Raw genomic sequence first — 23,222 nt, forward strand, 5'->3', positions numbered from 1 at the left:
GCGAAAGGCGCGAGTGTTTTGTTCAGGCCTGCCCGGCCATGCTTACATCCTGGGGGGCGTTCTGGGTGGCGGATGGAAATGCCATCACCACCTCGTCTTCGGTATGGCTCAGGCGGACAAGGGTGCCGGCCAGCGCCTGCACATCGCGCCACTCAATGCGCCGGTAAGGTTTGCTGCCCGGCAGGCTCGCCGGTGCATTGGTCTTCTTCAATGAGACCCGGATGGAAACGGTGCCGTCTGAAGACTCTGCCTCGACCACGATCTCATGCGGCGTGGCCGTCGCGTCGGTCAGGGCAATCACGGCGGCGGTAAATACGTTGCGAAGCGCCGTAAGGGAGATCTCCCCCTCGGCCTGCGACGTATTGTTGGTGATGGAAAAGCTCCTGAAGGAGAGCTCCGTGGCGATCATGTCCAGGCACTCCGCCACGCCCTTGCTGGCGGCAACGAGCGGGTCCTCCTTGGGCGCAAACCAGCCCATCAGGCTCATGCAGGACGCTGCCGCCTCTTTGGACAAGGCGACGATATCGCGGGCGTTTTTTAACAGGGCTTCCGGGGCAGTCTCCGGTTTTTGCAAACGTCTTTCCAGCATGCCGGCAACCATGGCAATAGGCTGCAAGGACCCGGCCATGTTGTGGCGGATGACGGGCGCCAGCCGTCGCAGGAGTGCGTACTGCGCCGCTTCTGCCTGCGTGTTGCCTGAATCTGCTTGCTGGTTTGCCACGCGGTTTGACTGAGTGTTCATGTTGCTTGTACCGTTGAAATGCGCCGCGAAATTGCGCGCCCTGACGCAGGCCAAACCACGCAGCCCGCGAAACATTTGCTGCCTGTTTTTTCAGGACGTAACTGAAAAATATACAGCGTTTGCAAAGGAATCCGCGTAGGCCAAAACCTACACTTCGCGCCTTGTATCGAACACGCCTCAATTTACTTTTCCCAGAGGGGAAATACCCCGCGATTTTGTTGTCACCCTGGATATTCGCGAGTAATCTCGGCACCCGTTTATACAAAACGTTACCGTCAACACAGGATGAATGACATGGAGGCAATTACAAAGCTTTCGGTGGTGGAGCGCGAGCGCGACAACGAGCTCAAGGCCATTCTCAAATCGCTGGGCGCACTGCGGCGCGGCGAGGCCGGCGTGACACTTCCAACCGAGTGGGAAGGTGTTCACGGAAAGATTGCCGCCGAGTTCAACCAGCTGTCTGCCATGACCTCTGCAACGACAAGCCGCTGCAAGGGGCTTGCCACCAAGAGCCGTTCTTCGGCCCGTGCAAACCGCCGCTTGCCGGAAGAAAAACTGTCCGGGTTCTGGCTCGAGAACGCGGTTGCCATCAACACCGTGCTCGATGAAGCCGATGAAGGGGCCGATCACGCCAAGACCATTCTGGCGGCTTTGATCGACCTGAAAAAAGGCGATGTGCATGCGTCGCTGCCGCAGGACTGGACCGGCGTGGCCGGCAAACTGGCCGATGCTTTCAATGATGTGGTTTCCGAAAACGTCAGGATGTCGCGCGAGCTGGAGCGCTTGAGCCGCGTGGTCGGCAAGGAAGGCCGTTTGAAGGAGCGGGCGTTTGTTCCTGATGCTACCGGCTTCTGGCGGGACTCCGCGGAGTCCATCAACTCCCTGATCGCGGACCTGGTTCACCCCACCAGTGAAGTGGCACGCGTGATCGGTGCGGTTGCGCAAGGCGACCTCTCCAAGAGCATGGCCCTGGAAGCCGAGGGCAAAGCGCTTGAGGGCGAATTTTTGCGCACCGCCATGATCATCAACAAGATGGTGGAGCAGCTCGGCACCTTCTCTGCCGAAGTGACGCGTGTGGCGCGTGAGGTGGGTACTGAAGGCAAGCTGGGCGGCCAGGCCGATGTGCAGGGTGTGGCCGGTACCTGGAAGGATTTGACAGACTCGGTCAACTCCATGGGCTCCAACCTGACGGCGCAGGTGCGCAATATTGCCGAGGTGACCACCGCTGTGGCGGCGGGTGACCTTTCCAAGAAGATCACGGTGGACGTGAAGGGTGAAATTCTCGAGCTCAAGAACACCATCAACACCATGGTGGACCAGCTGCGGTCGTTCGCGTCTGAAGTGACGCGGGTGGCGCGCGAAGTGGGTACCGAGGGCAAGCTGGGCGGCCAGGCCGATGTGCAAGGTGTTGCGGGTACGTGGAAGGATTTGACCGACAACGTGAACTTCATGGCCGGTAACCTGACCAGCCAGGTGCGCAACATTGCCGACGTGACCAAGGCCGTGGCGGCCGGTGACCTGTCCAAGAAGATCACGGTGGACGTGAAGGGCGAGATTCTCGAGCTCAAGAACACCATCAACACCATGGTGGACCAGCTTTCTTCATTCGCCTCCGAAGTGACGCGGGTGGCACGGGAGGTGGGTACCGAAGGCAAACTGGGCGGTCAGGCCGATGTGCAGGGCGTGGCCGGTACCTGGAAAGACTTGACCGACTCGGTCAACTCCATGGGCTCCAACCTGACGGGCCAGGTGCGCAACATTGCCGAGGTGACGACGGCCGTGGCGGCCGGTGATCTCTCCAAGAAGATCACGGTGGACGTGAAGGGCGAGATTCTCGAACTCAAGAACACCATCAACACCATGGTGGACCAGCTTTCTTCTTTTGCCTCCGAGGTGACGCGGGTAGCGCGCGAGGTGGGTACCGAGGGCAAACTGGGCGGACAGGCTGACGTGCAGGGCGTGGCAGGTACCTGGAAAGACTTGACCGATTCAGTGAACTCCATGGGTTCCAACCTGACGGGCCAGGTGCGCAACATCGCCGAGGTGACCAAGGCCGTGGCCGCCGGGGATCTTTCCAAGAAGATCACGGTGGACGTGAAAGGCGAAATCCTGGAACTCAAGGCCACCATCAACACCATGGTGGACCAGTTGCGGTCTTTCGCGTCTGAAGTGACGCGGGTGGCGCGAGAAGTGGGTACGGAAGGCAAGCTCGGCGGCCAGGCCGATGTGCAGGGCGTGGCCGGTACCTGGAAGGACTTGACCGACTCGGTCAACTCCATGGGCTCCAACCTGACCGCGCAGGTGCGCAACATTGCCGAGGTGACGACCGCTGTGGCGGCTGGTGACCTTTCCAAGAAGATCACGGTGGACGTGAAGGGCGAAATCCTGGAGCTGAAGAACACCATCAACACCATGGTGGACCAGCTGCGATCGTTTGCCTCTGAAGTGACGCGTGTGGCCCGTGAGGTGGGTACCGAAGGCAAACTGGGCGGCCAGGCCGATGTGCAGGGCGTGGCGGGTACCTGGAAGGATTTGACAGACTCGGTTAACTCCATGGGCTCCAACCTGACGGCGCAGGTGCGCAATATTGCCGAGGTAACGACGGCTGTGGCAGCCGGTGACCTTTCCAAGAAGATCACGGTGGACGTGAAGGGTGAAATTCTCGAGCTGAAGAACACCATCAACACCATGGTGGACCAGCTGCGGTCGTTTGCCTCCGAAGTGACGCGGGTGGCGCGTGAGGTGGGCACCGAAGGCAAGCTGGGCGGGCAGGCCGATGTGCAAGGTGTTGCGGGTACGTGGAAGGATTTGACCGACAACGTGAACTTCATGGCCGGTAACCTGACATCCCAGGTGCGCAACATCGCCGACGTGACCAAGGCCGTGGCGGCCGGTGACCTGTCCAAGAAGATCACGGTGGACGTGAAGGGCGAAATCCTGGAGCTGAAGAACACCATCAACACCATGGTGGACCAGCTACGGTCTTTCGCGTCTGAAGTGACGCGTGTGGCCCGTGAGGTGGGTACCGAAGGCAAACTGGGCGGCCAGGCCGATGTGCAGGGCGTGGCCGGCACGTGGAAGGATTTGACCGACAACGTGAACTTCATGGCCGGTAACCTGACCGGCCAGGTGCGCGGTATCGCCAAGGTGGTGACGGCGGTGGCCAACGGCGACCTGGACCAGAAACTCACGGTGGAGGCCAAGGGCGAAATCGCCGCGCTGGCCGACACCATCAACAGCATGACCGACACGCTGGCCACTTTTGCCGACCAGGTGACGACGGTGGCGCGTGAGGTGGGGGTGGAGGGCAAGCTGGGCGGCCAGGCCAAGGTGCCGGGCGCCGCAGGCACCTGGAAGGGCCTGACCGAAAACGTGAACCAGCTGGCCGCCAACCTGACCACCCAGGTGCGCGCCATTGCCGAGGTGGCGACCGCCGTGACGCAGGGCGACTTGACCCGCTCCATCACGGTGGAAGCGCTGGGCGAAGTCGCGGCGCTGAAAGACACGATCAATGAAATGATCCGCAACCTGAAGGACACGACCCAGGTCAATACCGAGCAGGACTGGCTGAAGACCAACCTCGCCAAGTTCAGCCGGATGCTGCAGGGGCAAAAAGACCTGGTGGCAGTCGGCCACCTGATCCTGTCGGAACTTGCGCCGGTGGTGGGGGCCCAGCAGGCGGAGTTCTATGTGCTGAGCTACACGCAGGAAAGGCCGCGCCTGCGCCTGATGGCGAGTTATGCCTCTGAAGGGCAGGGCGCTTACGGCAAGGAAATCGACCTCGGCCAGGGACTGGTGGGGCAGTGCGCCTATGACAAGCAGAAGATCCTGCTGACCTCTTCCATGCCGCAGGGGCTCAAGATTTCTTCGGGCCTGACCGAGATCGCGCCGATGGACATCCTGGTGCTGCCCATTATTTTTGAAGGGCAGGTCAGGGGCGTGGTGGAGCTGGCCTCGGTGGAGCGCTTCAACCCGACCCACCAGGCTTTCCTGGACCAGCTGACGGAAAGTATCGGCATTGTGATCAACACGATTGAAGCCAATATGCGCACCGAGGACTTGCTGACCCAGTCGCAGTCCCTGGCGCAGGAGCTTCAAAGCCGCCAGGAAGAGCTGCAGCAGACCAACGAGGAGCTGCAGGAAAAAGCCCACCTGCTGGTCCAGCAGAACGACGAAGTGGAGCGCAAGAACCAGGAGGTCGAGCAGGCACGCCAGGCGCTGGAAGAAAAAGCCAAACAGCTGTCGCTGACGTCCAAATACAAGTCGGAGTTCCTGGCGAACATGTCGCATGAGCTGCGCACGCCGCTCAACAGCCTGCTCATCCTGTCCGACCAGCTTTGCAAAAACTCGGAAGGCAACCTGACCAACAAGCAGGTCGAGTTCTCCAAAACCATCCACTCGTCGGGCAATGATTTGCTGATGCTGATCAATGACATCCTGGACCTGTCCAAGATCGAGTCCGGCACGGTGGTGGTGGACGTCAACGAGCTGCGCCTGTCCGACCTGCAGATGTATGTGGAGCGCACTTTCCGCCACGTGGCCGAAGCCAAGAATGTGGACTTCCTGATCACCACCGGGCTGCAACTGCCGGTTTCCATGGTGACGGACGTCAAGCGGATGCAGCAGATTCTCAAGAACCTGCTGTCCAACGCCTTCAAGTTCACACACCAGGGCCATGTGGCCTTGTCGATTGAAGAAGCCTTTACCGGCTGGAGCCCGGACAACGAAGAGCTCAACCGCGCGCAGCAGGTGCTGGCGTTCTCGGTCACCGACACCGGCATCGGTATCTCCTCCGACAAGCAGCAGATTATTTTTGAGGCTTTCCAGCAGGCCGACGGCAGTACCAGCCGCAAATACGGCGGCACCGGCCTGGGCCTGGCCATCAGCCGCGAGCTTTCGCGCTTGCTGGGCGGCGAGATCCGCCTTTCGAGCGCGCCGGGCGAGGGCAGCAGTTTCGTGCTGTACCTGCCGCTGACCTATTCTTCGCCGCGCGGCGCACGCAAGCCGGGCAGCAGCGCCGAGCAGCGCATCGAGCCAGGCGCACCCGTTGTCAGCCGGCTGGGTTTTGAGAAGCTGGAGGCCTCATTCGACGACTCGTCGCTCGCGCCGGATGCGCAAGCGTCCGTCAACGAGGCCGCCGATGACCGGCAAACCATACAGCCCGGCGACTTTGTGCTGCTGATTGTCGAGAACGATCTGGCGTTTGCCAGTTTCCTGCTCGATGCCGCACGGGCCAAGGGCTTCAAGGGCCTGGTGACCTCGCTGGGCGCCCGCGCGCTGACGCTGGCGGCCGAGTTCAAGCCCTCGGCCATCACGCTGGACATGCACCTGCCGGACATGGAAGGCTGGCGCGTGCTGGACCGCATCAAGCAGGACATCAGTGTCAGGCACATCCCGGTGTGCGTGATCTCCACGGATGACTCCAGGGAGCGCGCCTACCGTTCGGGCGCCATGGCCTTCATTGAAAAGCCGATACAGGCCAAGGAAGTGCTGGACGAGATGCTGGACCAGCTGCATCGCTATGTGTCGCGCCCCGTCAGGCACGTGCTGGTTTCGCTGAAAGACGAACAGGTGCGCAGCGAGGTGACGTCCCTTTTGGGCCACAGCCACATCCAGTGCATGGCCGTGCCCTCGCTGGAAAACGTCAAACCCCAAGACCTTGCCCGCTTTGAATGCGCCATCACCGATGAGCCTTCGCTCGCGGGCGGGCTTGAACTGATGCGCCATGCCTTGCTGGCGCCTTCAGCGTTGGGGCCGCTGTCGGTCGTGCTCTGGCGCGAGGGCCCGATTGATGCGCAGAACCAGCCGGCCTGGCAATTCCGGGACGGCTACGTGATCCGCGAAGCCAGGTCGGTTCCGCGGGTCATCGACCTGGCCCTGCATGCGCTGCATGTGAACGAGGCGCGCATGACGGACAGGCAGCGGGGCACCTTGAGGAACCTTCACGATGCCAACAAGTCGCTGGCGGGCAAGCGGGTGCTGATCGTCGACGACGACATGCGCAACATCTTCGCCCTGGCCACCGTGCTGGAAGAAGAGGGCATGGACATCGTCTGGGCGGACAACGGCCATGACGCCATCGCCAAGGTGGCGGCCGACCCGAAACTCAGCGTGGTGCTGATGGACATCATGATGCCGGTGATGGACGGGCTGGTCACCATGCAGGAAATCCGCAAACTGCCGGCGGGCAAGAGCCTGCCGATGATTGCCGTCACGGCCAAGGCCATGAAGGGCGACCGCGAGAAATGCATCGAGGCCGGCGCCTGGGATTACCTCTCCAAGCCCGTCAATACCGAGAACCTGCTGGGGGTGCTGCGCGCCTGGCTACCGCGGTGAGCGCCGTTTTGCAGCCGCAGGAGCCGGCCAACATGCCCGACGTGAACCAGGTCAACATCCTGATCGTTGACGACCTGCCCGAAAAGCACGTCGTCATGGGCAGCATCCTGGAGGAACTGGGGCAAAACATTGTCAGTGCCCGGTCGGGCAGGGAAGCGCTGCGCCTCATCCTGCAGATGGAGTTCGCGGTCATCCTGCTTGACGTGAACATGCCCGACATTGACGGCCTTGAAACAGCCAGCCTGATACGGCAATACAAGAAAACGTCGCAGACACCGATCCTGTTCATCACCGCTTACGTGGATGAGGCGCAAGCCACCAAGGGCTATGCGCTGGGGGCGGTGGACTACATCTCCTCGCCCGTTATCCCGGAAATACTGCGCTCCAAGGTCAAGGTGTTTGTCGACCTGCACCGCATGAACCGGCAACTGCAGCAGCAGGCGACGGAGCGGGAGGCGCTGGCGCGGGCCGAGGCGGCACGCACGGCTGCCGAGGACGCGACAAAACGCTCCGACTATTTGTCAGATGCCAGCCACCGCCTTTCGATGTCGCTGAACATCGATGCGACGGTGCATGCGCTGGCGGATGTGGCCGTGCCTCGCCTGGGGGCCGCCGCGGCGGTGGTCTTGCTAGATGCCCATGGCGAACTTCATTGCAGGTGCCTTAAAGGCTCTTATGACGAAGAGCTGCCGGCAGACCCTGTCTTTGTCGGCCGCCACCGCAAACTGAACCCCAAAATAGCGGCCGCCATTCAGGCTGCGATGCATTCGCGCAGGGTCGAGTTCTCGCCTCCCGTGCCGATCTGTGAAGCCGAGGACGCTGCCGGCAAGCCTTCTTTCACCTGGCCACGCCTGCCGCATGAGCCCGAGCGGATGGCGATCTGCCCGCTGGTCGCCGGCGAGCAGATGCTGGGGGCGCTGGTCCTGTTTGGTGATGCAGCGGAATTCAGGCAGGCCGATGCGGCCTTGCTCAGCGAGGTGGCGGGCAGGGCGTCCATCGCCATGGAAAACGCCAGGCTGTATTCGCTGGTCCAGGACGCTGACCGCCGCAAGAACGAATTCCTCGCCATGCTGGCGCACGAGCTTCGCAACCCGCTGGCCCCGATCCGCAACGCCGTGCACATCATTCACGCCGCCCCGGTGGTAGAGCCCACAGTGGCCTGGGCGCGCGACGTGATCGCCCATCAGGTCGACCACATGTCGCGGATGGTCGATGACTTGCTCGATGTTTCGCGCATCGTCCGGGGCAAGGTGACGGTGCATACAGAGCCCCTGCTGCTGTCGACGCTGTGCGAGCGCGCGGTAGAGGCCAGCAGCCCGCTGCTGGCAGCCCGGCACCAGGAGCTGGAGGTCAGCATGCCGGCCGAGACCGTCGTACTGCAGGGGGATCTGGTGCGCCTGTCGCAGGTGCTTTCCAACCTGCTGAACAACGCGTCGAAGTTCACCGACAAGCACGGAAAAATCACGCTGGGTGCTTCGTTTGAAGGCGAGACCGTGACCATCATCGTGTCGGACAACGGCCAGGGAATCGAGGCGGAGTTTTTGCCCCACATCTTTGATTTGTTTGCCCAGGGCGACCAGGCGCTGGACCGCGCCCAGGGCGGGCTCGGAATCGGGTTGACGCTGGTCAAACACCTGGTGGAACTGCACGATGGGCAGGTGCACGCCTATAGCGAGGGCCGTGGCAAGGGTTGCCGGATCTCCCTGAGTTTTCCGGCCAGCGTCTCAAGCGGGGAGGGCATGGGGCTTGGCCCTGCCGCGCCAAAGATCGCCAGGCCGGCCGAGGCAGCGTCCCGAAAGGTGCTGGTGGTCGACGACCTGCCCGCCTCGGCCGAGACATTGAAAGTGCTGCTGGAGCTCGAAGGCTTTGTCGTCAGGATTGCCAACGACGGCGCGTCGGCGCTGGACATCGCCCGGCAGTTCGTGCCGGATGTCCTCATCCTCGATATCGGGCTGCCCGGCATGGACGGCTTTGAAGTCGCCCGCCAATTGCGCAGCCGGCCGGAGTCCAAAGACGCACTGCTGATTGCGCTGACCGGGTATGGCGAAGCCGAAAGCCGGCTTCGCTCACAGCAGGCAGGGTTTGATCATCACGTGGTGAAGCCTGCCGACATCGACTTCCTGCTGTCCATCGTCAGCCAGCCGGCGGCAGGCCGTCAGGTTGCGGCCAGTTCGTAGCGCGGGTGCCTGCACAAACAGGCAGTGCGCCCGGAAAGCCCGGGTGCTATCAATTCAATAGCGTATACCCATTGCCGGGATTGGGCCGGAGGCCGATTTCATGCATGAATTCGGTCCCGCCGCCGGCGGCGCCTTGACTAGTCGGCCGGATGGTTTTCGCTTTCCGCGGGCGCGCTGCGAACCACCAATACGGGGACAGGTGCCAGCCTCAGTATCTGTTCCGCACCGCTGCCCAGCAACACGCGGCCTATACCGCGCCGGCCGTGGGAGCCGACCACCACGAGGTCGGCGTTCCACAGCTTGGCGGCTTCGGCCACGGATTCACCCAGGCGTTTGCCAGGTTCATCAAGCAGCGCCTGGCTGGCTTCCACGCCGGCCGACTGGGCGATAGCCATGGCGTCATTCAAGACCTTGGCGCCGTTTTCCCGCATCATGCCGGCCACGTCGGCAGAGTAGGTGCCATAGGGGTCTATGCCGCCCATGTAGGCCATTTCATTGACGGTGTGCACCAGCCGTACTCTGGCGCTGGTCTCTCGGGCCATCTCAAGCCCAACGACAAGCGCTTTGTTGGAGGTGTCGCTGCCGTCCACGGAAATCAGTATTCGTTTGAACATGGGAGGTGCCTCATTGCTGTTGGAACATCATGAGTGTTGCCAACGTCCCGGTGTCGTATGTTGATACGGATCAAATGCAGGCCGATTAGCGGTGTCCGCCCGGCGCTTCTTCGCCAGTGGTTTGACATGCCACACAAAATCGGGCGGACGGTAACGCTTCCAGGCGGCGCAGGTCGATGGGTTTGCTGCACCGCAAACACCGGCCGTAGTGCCCTTCCTGCAAACGGCGGCGCGCCGCGACAACCTGGGAAAGTTCTTCCAGGGTCCGTTCCGTATCCAACACCGCCATGCCGGACTGCAATTCCCGTTCAGCCAGGTCCTTGAAGTCCTGTACTTCCCCGCTGGCGGCTTCTTCGGCTGCGAGTTCATTTTTCTTGTCTGTCTCGAGTGCGGCCCTCAGTTCGGCTTCGCGCCGGGCGAGGAGATCGCCGAAATGCCCGGCAAGTGAATTCACGTCATGTGTCATGACAGACCCTGTCAATGGTTGATTAGGCGGTGTTTGCTTGTGTTGTGAATTTTCCGGATGCACAACGCCGCGTTATTGATCTGGCGCAAACGGAACCAATCTTGGGCGCGCCGGCCCGCTTTGGCCTTGATGAGAATTGCACCGGTATCAAGCCGAAAATCCGCCGCGGTTGCGCTACATCAAATACCTGCGCCTTCTGGTTGGCCATCATGAGATATCAACTTCGTCGAAAGGCTCGCCATGAACATCAAAACCGCTGTGATCGGTGCGGCTTTCGCCGCATGCTCCGCCGGCTACGCAGCGGGCGACGCCCTGGCGCAGGCCACAGAGGCACAAACTCCCGCTGGAAAATCCAGCGCGCCGGCGGGCGTGGCCGCACGCTCAAAGGCGGCCGCGCAGAAGGCTGCACAAGAGGCGGCTGACGCAGCCCGCGCGGCCGCCGATCTCGTCAAGCTCACACTGCAGCTGGCCGACACCGCTGCCGAAGACGTCTCGCGCCGGGCCGCCGAAGAGATCCGTGAGAAGGCCCTCAAAGCGGACGAAGCCGCAAAACGGGCTCGTGAGAAAGCGGAGCAGGCCGCCGCCATGGCAACCGAAGACATGAAGAAACTGGCGGCAAAGGCCGCGGAAGCGGCCAGGCGGGCGGCATCCGCCGTACGCGCGGCATCGGCAAGCGCCGAGCAGGCGATGCGCAAGTCGGGCCAGCCCGACAAGGCGGAAACACAAAAAGCCATGAAGGCAACCCAGGATGCATTGAGAAACGCGGAAAAAGCCGCGCAGGAGTCAGCTGAAGCCGGCAAGCAGGCGTCGGACAAGAGTGCGGATTCCGGGTTGAAAAAATAGCCGGTGGATTTCCGTGATTCGGCTGAAGACATGACTGGCGCCATTCAAGCCGCCGGCCTCCCGCATGAACCGGCAACGGCGATCCTGGGATTGAGCAGCGAAGAAGCCTTGGTGCGGCTGCGGGCAGACGGGCCCAACCTGCTGCCGGGAAGCGAGCCTCAAAGCTTCTGGAAAATGGCATTGGGCGTCATGAAGGAGCCGATGTTCCTGATGCTGCTCGCCGCCGGTGCGGGCTACCTGGTGCTGGGTGACACGGCCGAAGCCACGTTTTTGCTGGCCTCGGTTTTCCTGATCGTTACGCTGACGATTTTTCAGGAACAGAAAACACAGCGAGCGCTGGAGGCCTTGCGCGACCTGTCCGCCCCGCGTGCACTCGTCCTGAGGGACGGCAGGGAGCTTCGCATCGCCAGCCGTGAGGTGGTTCGCGGTGACGTGCTGGTGGTGCGCGAGGGGGACCGTATCGCGGCCGATGCCGCCTTGCTGGAGGGGGCCCTCGAAGCCGATGAGTCGCTGCTGACCGGCGAGTCGGTGCCCAGGCCCAAGCTGCCGCATCCCCAAAATGGGCACAGCCCTGATGCCGATGACGAAAGCGGCGCGTCTCTTTACGCCGGCACCGTGATAACGCAGGGTGCGGGACTGGCACGGGTCCATGCCACCGCAGGCCTTACCGCAATGGGCCGCATCGGCCTGGCGCTTGCGACCACGCAGCCCCCGGCTTCACGGCTTTACCGGCAGTCGCGGCGCATCGTACGGGGATTCGCTGGCGCCGGGCTGGCGGTGGCCGTTCTGCTGGTCTTGCTGGCATGGCTCAGGGATGGTCAGGGCTTTGTCGCCAGCCTTCTGCCTGCGATTGCCTTTGCGATGGCTGTTCTGCCGGAGGAGATTCCCGTCGTTCTCGCCGTGTTCCTGGCTCTGGGTGCGTGGCGTTTGTCGCGGCAGAAAATTCTCACCCGCAGGGTTGATGCGATCGAGGTGCTGGGCGCCATCACGGTGCTGGCGGTGGACAAGACCGGAACCTTGACTCTTAACCGCATGGAGCTCGTCGAACTGGCAGGACTGAATACCGTGTTCAAAGCCGGCAGTGACACGCCGCTTCCCGCGGCGCTTACAGAGCTGCTCGAATGCGCCATGCTGGCCACGCCGCTAAAGCCTTTTGATCCGATGGAAAAAGCCATACGGGCGGTCGGCAACGCTCGCCTCACACCAGACTCCAGGGCGCTGCTGGGCGCCGAGCCGGTGCGGCTGTATCCGCTGACGCCCCAGCTTCTGGCCGTCACCCATGCCTACGAAAGCGGCTCACCCGGGCAGTATTTTCTGGCGTCCAAAGGGGCGCCCGAAGCCATCATGGGCTTGTGCCGGCTTGAGGCGCGCAAGCGCGAGGCTGTACAGCAGCAGGTGCAGGACATGGCAGCCAGGGGCCTGCGTGTTCTGGGCGTAGCGTGCGGTGAATGGCAGGGTACCGAATTGCCAGGTAGCCAACAGGACCTCAGTCTTCGCTTTGTCGGCCTGCTGGGCCTGGCCGATCCTCTTCGGCCCACGGTGCCGCAAGCCATTCAGGATTGCCACGAGGCGGGCATCCGCGTCATCATGATGACGGGCGACCATCCCGTCACGGCCAGCGCGATTGCGCGCCAGGCGGGCCTGCCGAACCCGACCGATGTGCTCACGGGCGCGGAAATCGATGCAATGGATGATGGCGCGCTTCGTAACCGCTTGAGGAGTGCCTCCATTTGTGCACGGCTCAGGCCCGAACAGAAGCTGCGGCTTGTGCGCGCGCTGCAGGCCGACGGCGGGACGGTAGGCATGACAGGGGATGGCGTCAACGACGCGCCCGCGCTCAAGGCTGCGGATGCCGGGATTGCCATGGGAGAGCGCGGAACCGACGTGGCCCGGGAGGCGGCGGCCCTGGTGCTGCTGGATGACAGTTTTGCCAGCATCGCGACCGCCATACGCCAGGGCCGCCATGTCGATGACAACATCCGCAGCGCTGTGCGGTTCATCTTTGCCGTGCATACGCCCATCGTGGCGCTGGCATTGATTCCGGCCTTGCTTCGCTGGCCTGTTTTGTTGCTGCCGGCACAGATCATCCTGCTTGAACTGATCATTGATCCGGCCTGTTCCATCCTGTTTGAGGCGCAACCGGCGGACCCCAGGTTAATGCGCCGCCCGCCAAGACCGGCAACGGATTCACCGTTCGCTCTGCGCAACATGGCTTATGGACTCTTGCAGGGCTTTGGTCTGGCGCTGACGCTGCTCCTGGCAAACTGGTTCATGCTGGATCAGGGGTGGCATGCGGCGGAGATACGCACCACGTTGTTCGTGAGTCTTGTCGCAGGGCTGTTTTTTCTGGTGCTGGTGCATCGCCATTCGGTGAATGTCCTCAAGAACCCCTGGCTTCCTCGCCTCGCCGCGGCTGTTGCGGTGCTCCTTTCATTGGTGTTGTGGCTGCCGTGGCTGCGCGGCGTCATGGGCTTTATCGCTCCGTCCGGGCGAGGCGCAGTCGGGTTGTTGTTGATCCTGGGCGCCGTGACGCTGTGGTTGCTGGCCTTGCGACACCTATCTGCGGTGTTGCAGGGTGCGACCGAAGGCAAGGGCTTGTGGCAAAGCCACCGCCCTTGATTTACCTCAAGGAGTGGCCGAGTCGCCTGCCATACCCTTGCTGGTGACCGGTGCCTGCGCAGCATTGCATCGATCCAGCTTAGTTGCTTGCAACCCAAGGAGAAAACCATGTCCAAGTCAACCCTTATCGTTTGCTATTCCAACACCGGGACATCGCGCCGAGTAGCGGAGCTCCTGGCCAGCCAGTTCCAGTGGCCGTGCGGCGAGATCAGCGAAGACCGTTCGCGCACAGGAACCATAGGCATGCTGCGCTGCGTGGCGGATTCGCTGCTCAGGCGCCATCCCGCGATTCGTTATACCGGCCCGGATCCCCGGAGCTTTCATACGGTCGTGCTGATCGCCCCCATCTGGCTCTACCGGCTGGCCGGGCCCATGCGCAGTTTTGTGCGGGACCATTCCTCAATCCTCAAACGGGTTGCGGTGATCTCGGTGATGGGCGGGCAGGGCGCCACCAACGCATTTTCGGAAGTCGACCAGATACTCGGCCATCCCCCCATCCTTTCGGCCTCATTCACGGCCCGTGAAGTGGACGACGGCAGCTATTCGTCCGGCCTTGAGGCATTTGGCAGAGCCGTCCGCGACAGCGGGCAGAAAGACGAAGCCGTGCGGCCGACGGACCTGTCACCCAGCGCTGTCTGACCGTATGGCCTCGCTTCACCAATTACTTGTGCCGGTTGATGGCAGCCCGACCTCCGCCAAGGCGATGGAAACCGCGGTTCAGCTGGCGCGCCTGAACGGGGCGCGCATCCGGCTTCTTCACGTGGTCGATGAGCTGGACTATGTCAACGGCTTTGAAACCCCGAAGACGTATCACGAGGAACTGGTACCCCTGATGCACGCCGCAGGTGAAAGACTGCTGGCTCGCATGCGCCGCCTGGCCACCAACAAGTGTGTGCCGTGTGACAGCGTACTGGTTGAGTCAGGCGCCGGCCGCGTTTGCGACCGGGTCGCCGAGCAGGCGAAACAGATTCATGCCGACATGATTGTGCTGGGCTCGCACGGGCGGCGCGGCCTCGAGCGCATGTTTATGGGCAGCGATGCCGAACAGATCGTGCGGCACGCACCCGTTCCGGTGCTGGTGGTGAAAGGCTGAGCCGGCTCCATGGCCGCGGCGTGTCCCGCCGGGCACGCCTTCGCCTAGATCGTTTTCAGGCGGCAACTTCCAGCTTGTTGACGATGCGTGTCACACCCCTCGCTGCGAATGCCGCACCGGCAGCCGCTTCCCGTTCCGCCAGGGAGTGCACCTTTCCGTGAAGGGTGACGACGCTGCCTTTCACGTCGACCTGGATGTGCCGCGCTTCGCGTTCGGCCTGGCGCTCGAGTGCGGAACTTATCTCCGCCGCGACATCCCGCGTGCTCACAGTGGGTTTGACGGCGATGTTGTTGGACAGGCCTCGCACGCCCACCAGGCCGCGTACGCATTTCTCGGCGGTGCTGGACTGGTAAGCCCAGTCGACATCACCGGTGAGGGTCACCCATCCTTTTTCGACCTCGACCTTGATCCGGTCGGGTGGCAGGAGCACGCTCCAGCGCAGTGCGGATGCAGCAACCGAGGCGAGTTCGGAGTCGCTGCGATGGTGGGCGGCCACCAGTTTCACGTCCAGCTCAATGGCCAGCCCGCGCACACCCGCCACGCGGCGAACGGCGCGCTCTGCCGCCACTTTTTCGGCAAAGGTGTTCAGGTGCCCCGTGAGGGTCACGACGCCGTCATTGACGAGCACGCCGATGCCGGCTGAATTGACGGCCGGTTCCCAGGCCAGTTCGGCGGTGACGTCGGCCTTGAGTTGCATATCGGTTTTCATGGTTTTCCCTTCGATAAAGCGATCACCACACCGTGTGGTGACGTCACTTTAGGCAAGGGTGAAGGTGCTTGTTTTGACATTTCTCAAGCAAGCCGCATGTCGCGGGAATCCCCTGTCCTGCCACCAAAAGAAGCCTTGTTGACGTTCATCAAACGGCAATTGCGTCAGCGGGAATACGCTGAAGGCAGGATCATTCAAAGGACACCTGCCATGACACACAGGGTAGGTAAGGTAGAACGATGGTTTCGCATCGCAGCCGGCATCGCGCTGCTGTCGCTTCTCTTTTTGCTTGAGGGAACCACCCGTTGGTGGGGCTTGCTGGGCCTGTTTCCGCTGCTGACGGGCTTGTTCAGTTTTTGCCCCTTGTACTGGGCTATCGGCGTGGACTGAGCGAGCCGGAACGTCCAGTTGCACGCCCTCGCTAGCGTTTCTTCGCTGCAGGAATGCGCAGTGGCACATAGGCCGCGTTCCCGTCCCGCATCACCAGCAGTGCAAGGCTGGAGCCGGGCTCGAGGCGGGACAGCACACGGTCAAAATCCTCCACGCTGTCCAGACTGAGTTCATTGGCGGCGATGAGCACGTCGCCGGCTTGTATGCCTTCGCTGCGCGACAGCCCGGCGGCCTGGCGCACCAGCAGGCCACCCTTTATGCCCAGTTGCGCCTGCAAGTCCCTGCCGGATTCGGCCAATGCCAGACCCAGGCGAGGGAGATCACCGGGGGCCGGTGCCGCCAAGGGGCGCGGCGCGCTCGCGGGAGCCTCCGCCAGCAGGACCGTCGCCGTTCTTTTCAGGCCCTCGCGCCATACCTCCAGCGTGCCTGGCGTGCTGGTGCCATGGTCGCTCATCTGCAATGCCAGGCTGCTGAAATCCCGGACCTTGGCGCCGTTAAAGGCTGTGATGATGTCGCCGCGCAGCAAGCCGGCCTGCGCTGCGGGGCCGCCGGGCGTGACCTGCACGACGAGTGCGCCGGTGGGGTCGCGCACCCCGAACGAATGCGCGAGCGCGGCGGTCATGCCCTGCAGTCTGGCTCCGAGCCAGGCGCGCCGTATCCGGCCCTGCGAACGCAGGCGCCATGCGATGTCGACGGCCAGGTTGATGGGCACGGAAAACGACACCCCCATGTAGCCGCCGCTGCCGCTGTAGATCAGCGAGTTCAGGCCGACGATCTCGCCGTCGGCATTGAAGAGCGGGCTGCCTGAACTGCCGGGATTGATGGCCACGTCGGTTTGCAGGAAGCCGGTTTCGCCGCTGCCGGAAAGGGCGCGGTTTTTGGCGCTGACAATGCCTGCGGTGACGGAGCCGGGAAAGCCAAATGGCGAGCCGATCGCGGCGACCCAGTCACCCACGGCGAGTCTGGAGGAGTCGCCTATCGGTGCAGGCGACAGCCCGGTGGCGTCGATTTTGAGCAAGGCCACGTCCGAGATGCGGTCCAGCCCGACCAGCCTGGCGGGGAAATGCCGGCCGTCCTGCAGCCGTACCTGGGCCTCTTGCGCATCCCACAGCACATGCGCGCTGCTGACGATGTAGCCATCCGCCGTCAGCACAAAACCGGAGGCAAGGTCACGCGCTTCGCCGTGCGCAAGACTGATTGGCTGCGGCCTTGCCAGCTGATCACCGAAGGTGTCTGGCGGCGCAAATTCGGGTTCCGGCTCGGCGCTGCCGCTGGGCACCCATGCGTTGATGGTGCTGATTTCAACGACGCCGGCGCCGCGGCTGGCCACGATGGCGCCAGCCGATAACGAGGGGCGGCGGGCCAGCGGCTCCGCATGGGCGCTTGCCGGGATCACGGCGGCACAGACCGCCAGTCCCGCAAGCAAGGCACGGTAAGACTTCATGCGGCCATTGAACAGGCTGCCGGCAACGGGCGATTTGAGCCACCTCAAGTTCGCTGCAAAAAAAGCCGGACGGCGGTCTTTCAGGCCGCTGTGCCGCCGTGGGGACTGACCTCGGTGCCGGCCTGGCCCGCCAGCATCTCTTCGATCCGGGCCAGCGAGCCTATCAACGCCTTCTTGCCGGTGTTCGAAACAAAGCCGGTGGCGGCCTGGACTTTGGGGCCCATGGAGCCTGCGGGGAAGGAATGCGCCAGCAGCTCCTGCGGCCTGACTTTTCCCAGGGCGCGCTGCGACGGCATTCCCCAGTCGAGGTAAACGGCATCCACGTCGGTGGCGATCACAAGGCAGTCGGCGTGCAACTCTTGTGCGAGCAGGGCGCTGGTCAGGTCCTTGTCGATCACGGCATCCACGCCCTGCAGGGAACGCCCGCCGTTCGCGCGCACTACCGGGATGCCACCACCACCGGCGGCTATGACCACGGCCTCATGCTGTAAAAGCCAGCGGACCGGGTCGGCGCCCAGTACGCGCAAGGGGTAGGGCGAAGCCACGACACGCCTGAAGCCCGTGCCGTCGGGGGCGGTGTTCCAGTGCATGGCCTGCGCAACCCTTTCGGCTTCCTCGCTTGTATAGACCGGTCCTATTGGTTTGGTGGGGTGGCTGAAGGCCGGGTCGCCCGGGTCGACTTCCACCCGCGTGAGCAAGGTGACCACGGAGCGGCCGGGCGGAAGGTGGTTGGCGAGCTCCTGCTCCAGCAAGTAGCCGATCATGCCTTCGGTTTGCGCGCCCAGCACGTCAAGCGGGTAGGGTGCCACCGCCGCGTAGGCCGAGTTCTGCAGGGCCAGCAAGCCTATCTGGGGGCCGTTGCCGTGCGTCACCACCAGTTCATGGTGAAGCGCGACGCGGGCCAGCTGGGCCGCCACGGACTGGATGTTCTCCAGAAGATTCTGCGCACTGAGCGACTGGCCCCGGCGCAGCAGGGCATTGCCGCCCAGCGCCACCACCAGCTTCATGAGAGTGTGGCCACGAGCACGGCCTTGATGGTGTGCATGCGGTTTTCCGCCTGCGTGAACACGACGGAGGCATCGGACTCAAACACCTCGTCGGTCACCTCGATCTCGCTGAGGCCGTAGCGCTCGTGGATCTGGCGCCCCACCTCGGTCTCCAGGTTGTGGAAGGCCGGCAGGCAATGCATGAAGCGGGTTCGCGGTTTGCCAGTGGCTTTCATCAAGGCACTGTTGACCTGGAATGGCCGCAGTTGCTCAATCCTGAGTTTCCAGGTCTCGTCCGGCTCTCCCATGGACACCCAGACGTCGGTGTAGAGAAAGTCCGCGCCTTTGACCGCTTCGGCCGGATTGTTGCTGAGGTTGATACGTGCGCCGGTTGTCGCGGCAAGCTCGCGCATTTGCGCGACCAAAGTCGGCGGCGGCATCAGCGCGGCGGGTGCGGCAATGCGCACGTCCATGCCCATCTGCGTGCCGCCCACCAGCAGGGAGCAACCCATGTTGAAGCGGGCGTCGCCCAGGTAGCAAAAAGACAGTTCATGCAGCGGCTTTTCGCCGAACTCCTGCATGGTGAGCAGGTCGGCCAGCACCTGGGTGGGGTGGGCTTCGTCGGTGAGCCCGTTCCAGACCGGGACATGCGAGAAGCGCGCGATCTCTTCCACCACCGTCTGGTGAAAACCGCGGTACTCGATGCCGTCATACAGCCGCCCCAGCACCCGCACCGTGTCCTTCAGGGACTCCTTGTGTCCCAGCTGCGAGCTGACCGGGTCGATATAGGTGACATGGCCACCCTGGTCGTGCACTGCGACTTCGAACGCGCAGCGCGTGCGGGTAGAGGCTTTCTCGAAGATCAGCGCGATGTTTTTTCCCTTCAGGCGCGCAAGCTCATTGCCCGCATATTTGGAGCGCTTGAGCTCCGCCGCCAGGTCCAGCAGGAAACGGATGTCCCTGGGGGAGAAATCCTTGAGGTCCAGCAGGCTGCGGTTGTGAAGGTTAAAGCTCATGGGTGGCCGTCTTTCGTGGATGCCTCAAGGCAGAGGTCGGTTGGGGCGGCGCTCAGGCGGGGTCGCGTTCAATCGGGCAGGACATGCAGTGGCTTCCGCCCCGGCCGCGGCCCAACTCGCCGCTGGGAATGGTGATGACTTCCACGCCTGCCTTGCGCAACAGGGTGTTGGTGTGGGTGTTCCGGTTGTAGGCCATGACGACGCCGGGCGACAGCGCCAGCACGTTGTTGCCGTCATCCCACTGTTCGCGCTCCGCTTCATAGGCATTGCCGCCGGTGGCGACAACGCGCAGCTTCGGCAGGCCCAGCGCCTGCGCGAGCACTTCAAGAAACGGCTCAGTCTCCGCCCTGACGTCCAGCGCGCCGGGTTCATCGCCGGGCCTGAGGCTGAACACGCGTATGGCCTGCACGATCTCCGGGAACACCGTCACCAGATCCCGGTCGCAAAAAGTCAGCACCGTGTCCAGGTGCATCGCCCCGCGAGACTTGGGCAACTGCGCGGCCAGCACGCGGGTGGCGCCGTCGCGGGCAAACAGGTTGCGCGCAAGCTGGGTCACAGCCTGGGGTGAGGTCCTCTCACCCATGCCGACCAGCACCAGCCCATGGCCCAGGGGCATCACGTCGCCGCCCTCGAGCGAGGCCTGCGGATGCGGCTGCTCCGGGTCGCCCCACCATTCAGTCACCTTGCCGGCGAATGCAGGGTGGAAGCGGTAGATCGCCGCCATGAGCAGGCTTTCCTGCCGGCGTGCGGGCCAGTACATGGATCCCAGCGCCACACCGTCGCCTATCCAGCAACTGCTGTCGCGCGTGAAGAGCGTGTTGGGCAGGGCGGGCAACAGCAGGTCTGACGGGCCCGAGCATGCGGCTGTGAGACCGGGTAGTTTGAAGGGCACATCCGCCGGTGTCAGTCCGCCTATCAGGAACTCGGCCAGGCGTGCCGGCGGCAGTTCCTGCAGCCAGGGCCGCAGCACGGCAGCGGCCTCAAAGTCGGTGCCGGCCAGTTCACGGTCCAGCAGCCGGTCGCGCGCCAGCGGATTGCGCAACGTGACTGCCAGCAGGTCATGCAGTTCCAGCACTTCCACGCCTTGCTCCGTCATGGCGCTGGTGAATGCATAGTGATCATTTCTGGCCTGGGCGACCCACATCACGTCGTCGAACAGCATGTCCCGGCAATTTGCCGGCGTCAGCCGCATGTGCGCCAGGCCCGGCCGGCAGACCAGCACCTTGCGCAGCCGGCCCGTTTCTGAATGGACGCCAGCCATTACAGGCTCAACTGGCCGGTGGCCAGCATCCAGCCCGCCACCACCGCGAGCCCGAGTACCGCAGCGAGCATGACTTTCTCGCCCGCTGTGAAGGGTTGTTTGCGCGCCTGCTGTTTGGCGACGAAGTACAGAGCAGCGCCCGGAGCGTAAAGCAGGGCGCTCAGCAGCAGGTATTTGGCGCCGGCGGCATACAGAAGCCACAGACAGTACACCGAGGCAAGCGCGGCCACCGACAGGTCCAGCGACCAGCGGGCGCCTTGAGGCACCTGACCCTCGCTCGCAATCAGCTTCAGACTGTAGAGCGCACTGAACAGGTAGGGCAGCAAAATCATCGCGGTCGACAGGGAGATCAGCGCCAGGTAGGACGCTTTGGAAACCAGCGTGACGACGAGGAAGATCTGAACCATGGCGCTGCTCAGCCACAGGGCATTGGCGGGAACACCCTTGTTGTTCTGGCGGCCCAGCCACTCGGGCATGGTGCCGCTGTTGGCCGGCGTGAAGAGCGACTCGGCAGCGAGCAAGGTCCAGGCCAGGAAGCCGCCGCCCACAGATACGATCAGGCCCCCATAGATCAGTACCGCGCCCCAGGTGCCCACGGCTTTCTCAAGAACGCCGGCCATGGAGGGGTTTTTCAGACCGGCCAGTTCCGGTTGCGTGAAGATGCCCAATGACAGCAAAGAGACGGCCATGAGAAGAGCCAGGCAGATCAGAAACCCTATGACCGTGGCCCTGCCCACATCCTTGCGCTGCCGCGCGCGTGCCGAATAGACGCTGGCGCCCTCGATGCCGATGAAGACCCATACGGTCACCAGCATGGTGCTCTTGACCTGGTCCAGCACGGAACCAAGCTTGGCGCCACCCCAGAAGTCCAGGTTAAAGGTGGGCACCTGGAAAGCGGCTGCGGCCAGCACGATGAACAGCAGCAGGGGAATGACCTTGGCCACTGTGACCATGGCATTGACCCAGGCGGCGGTATTGATTCCGCGGAGGACCAGTGCATGCACGATCCACAGGGCTGCCGATGCGCCGGCCACCGCCGCGGGGGTGTTGCCTTCGCCGAAGGCCGGGAAGAAATAGCCGAGCGCGCCGAAGGCTGCTACCAGGTAGCCGACGTTGCCTATCCAGGCACTGATCCAGTAGCCCCAGGCGGAGTTGAAACCGATGTAGTCGCCCGACAGGGCGCGCGCATAGGCGTAGACGCCGTTGTCCAGCTCAGGCTTGCGCAGGGCCAGCATTTGGTAGACGCGCGCCAGGACCAGCATGCCTCCGCCCGTGATCAGCCAGCCGATCAGGATGGCGCCCGCGCCTGCGCCTGCCGCCATGTTTTGCGGCAAGCCGAAGATGCCGCTGCCGATGATGGAGCCCGCCACCAGCGCCACCAGCAACGCGAGACCCAGGGTGCTCTGGGACTGCCGCGTGGTGGGAATGGCCCGCTGTGCCGACGAGGGGGAGGGTGTCGTTGACAGTGTGTTCATGGGATTCTTTCAGAAGGGTTTGGCGTTGGCGTCGGCAGTGAACGGTCGAAACGGGTGTCCGGTGACTTACTGAACCAGCAGCACCGGCACATCGACGTCTGCCACCACCCGCTGGGCGACGCTTCCGAGCAGGGCCCGTCCGAGCAAGCCATGGCCGTGGGTGCCCAGGACCAGCATGTGAACCTTTTCGCGCTTCGCGGCCTGCACGATTTGTGTGGCTGGTGTGCCAGCGACCCACGAGGCCCGGTAGTGCACGCCATGGCGCTTGAGGAAGCGCTCGATCGGCTGCAGCACTTTTTCAGCCTCTTCCTGGTGCCATGCGCGCACGGTGGCGGCACCAACCATGGTCTTGACGCGCGGGGTAACAGCCGGTTGCACGTTCAATACGACGAGTTCTGCGTCCGGCCCGATCAGGGTTTCGTGGGTGACCAGAAAAGCGAGGGCCTTTTTGGTGAATTTGCTGCCGTCAACGGCCAGAAGGACTCTCATGGTTTTCTCCAGGAATTAAGGAAATGAAAAGCCGCGTTCAGCGCAGGACAAGCACGGGAATGGTGCTGTGCGTGAGCACCTGCTGGGTCTCGCTGCCGAGCAGGATGCGCGAGAGGCCCTTGCGGCCGTGCGAGGCCATCACGATGAGGTCGCACTTGTTCTTTTTGGCCGCTGCCAGGATGGCACTGGCGACGAGGTCGGATTTGGCGATCAATGCCTTGGCCTTGACGCCTGCGGCCTCGGCGGACTTCTGCACGGCGTCGGCGATGGCCTGGCCCCTGTCGGCCCACTCTTTTTCAATGCGGCCGACATCCTGTGGCGATATGGTGGCGCCGCCTTCGAAGTAGCTCATCGGGTAGCGGGGAACGACGTTGAGCGCCACAAGGTCGGCTTCCAGCGACGCGCCAAGGGCGATCGCGTCCTTGACTGCTTTTTTGGAAAGCGGGGAGCCGTCTGTGGCAACAAGAATGCGTTTGTACATGGTGGTTCTCCTGTGTTGATGTGCCGCAGTCTAGGAGTGCCGCACCTGCCCAGGCTTGATCCATGTCAAGGGCGCAGCACT

General features: G+C 63.2%; 18 protein-coding genes. 7 read left to right on the forward strand and 11 right to left on the reverse strand.

The window, feature by feature from the left end:
- Positions 1-22: 22 nt before the first annotated feature.
- Positions 23-742, reverse strand: coding sequence for a hypothetical protein (locus tag DT070_RS16540; protein WP_153976348.1), 720 nt, complete (start codon positions 740-742; stop codon positions 23-25).
- Between the two features lie 294 nt (positions 743-1,036).
- Between DT070_RS16540 and DT070_RS16545 the strand changes: the two genes are divergently transcribed.
- Both DT070_RS16545 and DT070_RS16550 read left to right on the forward strand, forming a co-directional pair.
- Positions 1,037-7,078, forward strand: a complete 6,042-nt coding sequence (locus tag DT070_RS16545; protein ID WP_206074046.1) for a HAMP domain-containing protein — start codon at positions 1,037-1,039, stop codon at positions 7,076-7,078.
- The gene (locus DT070_RS16550; RefSeq protein WP_228778472.1) at positions 7,075-9,255 is read left to right on the forward strand and encodes a response regulator; all 2,181 of its coding nucleotides are present in this window, start codon (positions 7,075-7,077) and stop codon (positions 9,253-9,255) included. Before DT070_RS16545 ends, DT070_RS16550 begins: the two co-directional genes overlap by 4 nt.
- Before the next feature lie 137 nt (positions 9,256-9,392).
- Here DT070_RS16550 and DT070_RS16555 read toward each other — a convergent pair whose 3' ends face one another.
- Together DT070_RS16555 and DT070_RS16560 are read right to left on the reverse strand one after the other, a co-directional pair.
- Positions 9,393-9,869 carry a universal stress protein gene (locus DT070_RS16555; RefSeq protein WP_122956384.1) on the reverse strand — a complete coding sequence of 159 codons (477 nt, stop codon included), beginning with the start codon at positions 9,867-9,869 and terminating at the stop codon, positions 9,393-9,395.
- A gap of 85 nt (positions 9,870-9,954) precedes the next feature.
- Complete coding sequence (locus tag DT070_RS16560; protein WP_122956385.1) at positions 9,955-10,335, reverse strand: TraR/DksA C4-type zinc finger protein; 381 nt, start codon at positions 10,333-10,335, stop codon at positions 9,955-9,957.
- Positions 10,336-10,575: 240 nt separating this feature from the next.
- Here DT070_RS16560 and DT070_RS16565 point away from each other — a divergent pair, with 240 nt between their 5' ends.
- The 4 genes from DT070_RS16565 to DT070_RS16580 all read left to right on the forward strand — a co-directional run bounded on the left by DT070_RS16565 (position 10,576) and on the right by DT070_RS16580 (position 14,890).
- On the forward strand, positions 10,576-11,178 hold the full coding sequence (locus DT070_RS16565) for a hypothetical protein (protein ID WP_122956386.1): 603 nt from the start codon (positions 10,576-10,578) through the stop codon (positions 11,176-11,178).
- Positions 11,179-11,208: 30 nt separating this feature from the next.
- Positions 11,209-13,797, forward strand: coding sequence for a cation-translocating P-type ATPase (locus tag DT070_RS16570; RefSeq protein WP_122957455.1), 2,589 nt, complete (start codon positions 11,209-11,211; stop codon positions 13,795-13,797).
- Positions 13,798-13,905: 108 nt separating this feature from the next.
- Positions 13,906-14,436 carry a flavodoxin gene (locus tag DT070_RS16575; RefSeq protein WP_122956387.1) on the forward strand — a complete coding sequence of 177 codons (531 nt, stop codon included), beginning with the start codon at positions 13,906-13,908 and terminating at the stop codon, positions 14,434-14,436.
- A 4-nt stretch (positions 14,437-14,440) separates the two neighbouring features.
- Positions 14,441-14,890 carry a universal stress protein gene (locus DT070_RS16580; protein WP_122956388.1) on the forward strand — a complete coding sequence of 150 codons (450 nt, stop codon included), beginning with the start codon at positions 14,441-14,443 and terminating at the stop codon, positions 14,888-14,890.
- 55 nt (positions 14,891-14,945) lie between these two features.
- On the opposite strand, the gene DT070_RS16585 is transcribed toward DT070_RS16580, so the two are convergent.
- Entirely contained in the window at positions 14,946-15,599 is a 654-nt protein-coding gene (locus DT070_RS16585; RefSeq protein ID WP_122956389.1) for a BON domain-containing protein, read from the reverse strand.
- Here DT070_RS16585 and DT070_RS21620 point away from each other — a divergent pair.
- The gene (locus DT070_RS21620; RefSeq protein ID WP_228778471.1) at positions 15,582-15,989 is read left to right on the forward strand and encodes a DUF2892 domain-containing protein; all 408 of its coding nucleotides are present in this window, start codon (positions 15,582-15,584) and stop codon (positions 15,987-15,989) included. The two genes, DT070_RS16585 and DT070_RS21620, sit on opposite strands and share 18 nt — an antisense overlap.
- A gap of 31 nt (positions 15,990-16,020) precedes the next feature.
- On the opposite strand, the gene DT070_RS16595 is transcribed toward DT070_RS21620, so the two are convergent.
- The 7 genes from DT070_RS16595 to DT070_RS16625 all read right to left on the reverse strand — a co-directional run bounded on the left by DT070_RS16595 (position 16,021) and on the right by DT070_RS16625 (position 23,141).
- Positions 16,021-17,433, reverse strand: coding sequence for a trypsin-like peptidase domain-containing protein (locus tag DT070_RS16595; RefSeq protein ID WP_153976347.1), 1,413 nt, complete (start codon positions 17,431-17,433; stop codon positions 16,021-16,023).
- 80 nt (positions 17,434-17,513) lie between these two features.
- On the reverse strand, positions 17,514-18,440 hold the full coding sequence (gene arcC / locus DT070_RS16600) for a carbamate kinase (protein ID WP_122956391.1): 927 nt from the start codon (positions 18,438-18,440) through the stop codon (positions 17,514-17,516).
- Complete coding sequence (argF, locus tag DT070_RS16605) at positions 18,437-19,435, reverse strand: ornithine carbamoyltransferase (protein WP_122956392.1); 999 nt, start codon at positions 19,433-19,435, stop codon at positions 18,437-18,439. Before argF ends, arcC begins: the two co-directional genes overlap by 4 nt.
- A 52-nt stretch (positions 19,436-19,487) precedes the next feature.
- Complete coding sequence (locus DT070_RS16610) at positions 19,488-20,696, reverse strand: arginine deiminase (RefSeq protein WP_122956393.1); 1,209 nt, start codon at positions 20,694-20,696, stop codon at positions 19,488-19,490.
- Entirely contained in the window at positions 20,696-22,171 is a 1,476-nt protein-coding gene (gene arcD, locus DT070_RS16615; RefSeq protein ID WP_122956394.1) for an arginine-ornithine antiporter, read from the reverse strand. The genes DT070_RS16610 and arcD overlap by 1 nt, the downstream gene beginning before the upstream one ends.
- A 66-nt stretch (positions 22,172-22,237) precedes the next feature.
- Positions 22,238-22,660: a universal stress protein gene (locus DT070_RS16620; RefSeq protein WP_122956395.1), complete on the reverse strand. Its 423-nt coding sequence runs from the start codon at positions 22,658-22,660 to the stop codon at positions 22,238-22,240.
- Between the two features lie 37 nt (positions 22,661-22,697).
- Positions 22,698-23,141 carry a universal stress protein gene (locus DT070_RS16625; protein WP_122956396.1) on the reverse strand — a complete coding sequence of 148 codons (444 nt, stop codon included), beginning with the start codon at positions 23,139-23,141 and terminating at the stop codon, positions 22,698-22,700.
- Positions 23,142-23,222: the final 81 nt, after the last annotated feature.

This window comes from Polaromonas sp. SP1, assembly GCF_003711205.1.
Classification (GTDB): domain Bacteria; phylum Pseudomonadota; class Gammaproteobacteria; order Burkholderiales; family Burkholderiaceae_C; genus Polaromonas.